Annotated in this window: 2 rRNA genes; both read right to left on the bottom strand. The window is 49.9% G+C overall.

The window, feature by feature from the left end:
- Positions 1-2,845, bottom strand: a 23S ribosomal RNA gene (locus GBZ86_RS13005); the annotation flags it as partial.
- A 201-nt stretch (positions 2,846-3,046) separates the two neighbouring features.
- Positions 3,047-4,556, bottom strand: a 16S ribosomal RNA gene (locus GBZ86_RS13000).
- Positions 4,557-4,637 lie beyond the last annotated feature (81 nt).

Below are 4,637 nucleotides of genomic sequence, written 5' to 3'. Positions count from 1 at the left end.
CTGACCTATCAACCTTGTGTTCTTCAAGGGGTCTTACTAGCTTATGCTATGGGAAATCTCATCTTGAGGTAGGCTTCACGCTTAGATGCTTTCAGCGTTTATCCCTTCCCGACTTAGCTACCCAGCTGTGCTCTTGGCAGAACAACTGGTACACCAGAGGTCAGTCCATCCCGGTCCTCTCGTACTAAGGACAGCTCCTCTCAAATTTCCTACGCCCGCGACGGATAGGGACCGAACTGTCTCACGACGTTCTGAACCCAGCTCGCGTGCCGCTTTAATGGGCGAACAGCCCAACCCTTGGGACCTACTTCAGCCCCAGGATGCGACGAGCCGACATCGAGGTGCCAAACCTCCCCGTCGATGTGGACTCTTGGGGGAGATCAGCCTGTTATCCCCGAGGTAGCTTTTATCCGTTGAGCGATGGCCCTCCCACGAGGTACCACCGGATCACTAAGCCCGACTTTCGTCCCTGCTCCACTTGTGGGTGTCGCAGTCAGGCTCCCTTCTGCCTTTGCACTCTTCGAACGATTTCCGACCGTTCTGAGGGAACCTTTGGGCGCCTCCGTTACTTTTTAGGAGGCGACCGCCCCAGTCAAACTGCCCACCTAACAATGTCCTGTGACCAGATTCATGGCCGCCAGTTAGAACTCCAGTACTGTCAGGGTGGTATCCCAAGGTCGACTCCACTAAGGCTGACGCCCTAGTTTCTCAGTCTCCCACCTATCCTGTACAGACAATACCGAAATTCAATGCTAAGCTACAGTAAAGCTCTACGGGGTCTTTCCGTCCAATCGCGGGTAGCGAGCATCTTCACTCGCACTACAACTTCGCCGGATTTGCAGTTGAGACAGTGCCCAAGTCATTACGCCATTCGTGCGGGTCAGAACTTACCTGACAAGGAATTTCGCTACCTTAGGACCGTTATAGTTACGGCCGCCGTTTACTGGGGCTTAAGTTCACACCTTCGCTTACGCTAAGTGTTCCCCTTAACCTTCCAGCACCGGGCAGGCGTCAGCCCCTATACATCAGCTTACGCTTTAGCAGAGACCTGTGTTTTTGCTAAACAGTTGCTTGGGCCTATTCTCTGCGGCCTACTCTCGTAGGCACCCCTTCTCGCGAACTTACGGGGTCAATTTGCCGAGTTCCTTAACTGCAATTCTTCCGCCGGCCTTAGGATTCTCTCCTCACCTACCTGTGTCGGTTTGCGGTACGGGCACTACTTCTCTCTCTAGACGCTTTTCTTGGCAGCGTGGAATCATGTACTTCGGTTCCGTAGAACCTTCCCCATCACACCTCAACATTATTATGGCGGATTTGCCTACCATAACTGCCTAAGTGCTTAGACTAGCATCCAATAGCTAGCACACACTATCCTCCTGCGTCACGCCATCGATATTAACGATGGTAGTGGTACTGGAATATCAACCAGTTGTCCATCGCCTACGCCATTCGGCCTCGGCTTAGGTCCCGACTAACCCTCAGCGGACGAGCCTTCCTGAGGAAACCTTAGGTTTTCGGCCTGTGGGATTCTCACCCACATCTCGCTACTAATGCCAACATTCTCACTCGTAATCAGTCCACCGCTCCTTACGGTACGACTTCAGCCCGATTACGACGCTCCCCTACCGCTTGAATTAATTCAAGCCCGTAGCTTCGGTGGTAAGTTTGAGCCCCGGACATCTTCGGCGCAGGATCTCTCGACTAGTGAGCTATTACGCACTCTTTTAATGAGTGGCTGCTTCTAAGCCAACATCCTAGTTGTCTTAGAAATCCCACATCCTTTTCCACTTAACTTACACTTTGGGACCTTAGCTGACGATCTGGGCTGTTTCCCTTTTGACCACGGATCTTATCATTCGTAGTCTGACTGCTGAACTAAAAGTATATGGCATTCGGAGTTTGATAAGGTTCGGTAAGCGATATGCCCCCTAGCCCATTCAGTGCTCTACCTCCACTACTCATATTCAACGCTAGCCCTAAAGCTATTTCGGGGAGAACCAGCTATCTCCGGGTTCGATTGGAATTTCTCCGCTATCCACAGCTCATCCCATGGTTTTTCAACACCAACGTGGTTCGGTCCTCCACGGGGTTTTACCCCCGCTTCAACCTGGCCATGGATAGGTCACCCGGTTTCGGGTCTACGGCATGCAACTAGTCGCCCTATTCAGACTCGGTTTCCCTTCGGCTCCGTACCTTAAGTACTTAACCTCGCTACATACCGTAACTCGTTGGCTCGTTCTACAAAAAGCACGTCATCGCACTCATATGGTGCTTTGACCGGTTGTGGACATATGGTTTCAGGTTCTATTTCACTCCCCTCCCGGGGTTCTTTTCACCTTTCCCTCACGGTACTGCTTCACTATCGGTCATCAGGTAGTATTTAGCCTTGGGAGGTGGTCCTCCCTGCTTCCCACAAGGTTTCACGTGTCTCGTGGTACTCTGGATCATAACTCGTAGTCTTCTCGTTTCACTTACAGGACTATTACCTTCTACGGTGGAACTTTCCAGTTCTCTTCAGTTACAATAGCCTCTACTTTTATGTTATGTCCGCAACCCCGGAAACAAGTTTCCGGTTTGGGCTCTTTCCCTTTCGCTCGCCGCTACTAAGAAAATCGATTTTTCTTTCTCTTCCTCTAGGTACTTAGATGTTTCAGTTCCCTAGGTTTACCCTCCTTAACCTATTTATTCAGTTAAGGATACATGGGGTTTCCCATGTGAGTTTCCTCATTCGGAAATCTTCGGATCTCAGACTATGTGCGTCTACCCGAAGCTTATCGCAGCTTATCACGTCCTTCATCGGCTCCTGATGCCAAGGCATTCACCATACGCCCTTTGTAGCTTGACCTATCATAATCTAATTCTCATTAGATTGCAATTAGTTCTCTATTACAAAGAATAGTAAAATTTAATTGGCTTTATCTTCAACTTATTACTTATGTGCAATTTTCAAAGAACAATTTTGAAAGACAATGTGTCTCTCAAAATTAAACAGATAATTAAGTAGCAATTCATATCATCTTAGTTATCCTAAGATGCATTTCCTTAGAAAGGAGGTGATCCAGCCGCAGGTTCTCCTACGGCTACCTTGTTACGACTTCACCCCAATCGCTGACCCTACCTTCGGCCGCTGCCTCCTTGCGGTTAGCTCACGGACTTCGGGTATTGCCAACTCTCATGGTGTGACGGGCGGTGTGTACAAGACCCGGGAACGTATTCACCGCGACATGCTGATTCGCGATTACTAGCAACTCCAGCTTCATGTAGGCGAGTTTCAGCCTACAATCCGAACTGAGACAAGTTTTTGAGTTTTGCTCCACCTTGCGGTCTTGCTTCTCTTTGTACTTGCCATTGTAGCACGTGTGTAGCCCTAGACATAAGGGGCATGATGATTTGACGTCATCCCCACCTTCCTCCCGGTTAACCCGGGCAGTCTTGCTAGAGTGCTCAACTTAATGGTAGCAACTAACAATAAGGGTTGCGCTCGTTGCGGGACTTAACCCAACATCTCACGACACGAGCTGACGACAACCATGCACCACCTGTCTTCCTGTCCCCGAAGGGACTTCCTCGATTAAGAGTAATTCAGGAGATGTCAAGTCTAGGTAAGGTTCTTCGCGTTGCTTCGAATTAAACCACATGCTCCGCTGCTTGTGCGGGTCCCCGTCAATTCCTTTGAGTTTTAATCTTGCGACCGTACTCCCCAGGCGGAATACTTAATGCGTTAGCGGCGGCACAGAGGCTTGGGGCCCCTACACCTAGTATTCATCGTTTACGGCGTGGACTACCAGGGTATCTAATCCTGTTTGCTCCCCACGCTTTCGAGCCTCAGCGTCAGTTACAGTCCAGAGAGTCGCCTTCGCCACTGGTGTTCTTCCTAATCTCTACGCATTTCACCGCTACACTAGGAATTCCACTCTCCTCTCCTGCACTCTAGATAACCAGTTTGGAATGCAGCACCCAAGTTGAGCCCGGGTATTTCACATCCCACTTAATTATCCGCCTACGCTCCCTTTACGCCCAGTAAATCCGGATAACGCTTGCCACCTACGTATTACCGCGGCTGCTGGCACGTAGTTAGCCGTGGCTTCCTCCTCAGGTACCGTCATTATCGTCCCTGAAGACAGAGCTTTACAATCCGAAGACCTTCATCACTCACGCGGCGTTGCTGCATCAGGGTTTCCCCCATTGTGCAATATTCCCCACTGCTGCCTCCCGTAGGAGTCTGGGCCGTGTCTCAGTCCCAATGTGGCCGATCACCCTCTCAGGTCGGCTACGCATCGTCGCCTTGGTGAGCCGTTACCTCACCAACTAGCTAATGCGCCGCGGGCCCATCTCATAGCGGATTACTCCTTTAATCATTAAATGATGCCACTCAATGATATTATGCGGTATTAATCTCCCTTTCGGGAGGCTATTCCCCTCTATGAGGCAGGTTGCCCACGTGTTACTCACCCGTCCGCCGCTAGATTGTTCCCGAAGGAACTCTCTCGCTCGACTTGCATGTGTTAAGCACGCCGCCAGCGTTCATCCTGAGCCAGGATCAAACTCTCAAATTAAAAGTTTAATCATTTACTCATATTACTTATAAAAGAATTGCTGGTTTACTTAAATTTATCTGTTTAATTTTCAAAGATCAT

Origin of the sequence: Clostridium tarantellae (assembly GCF_009295725.1) — a bacterium.
In the GTDB taxonomy this organism is placed as follows: Bacteria; Bacillota; Clostridia; order Clostridiales; family Clostridiaceae; genus Sarcina; species Sarcina tarantellae.
Note: the sequence above shows the minus strand (reverse complement) of the source record. Positions and strands in the feature narration are given on the sequence as shown.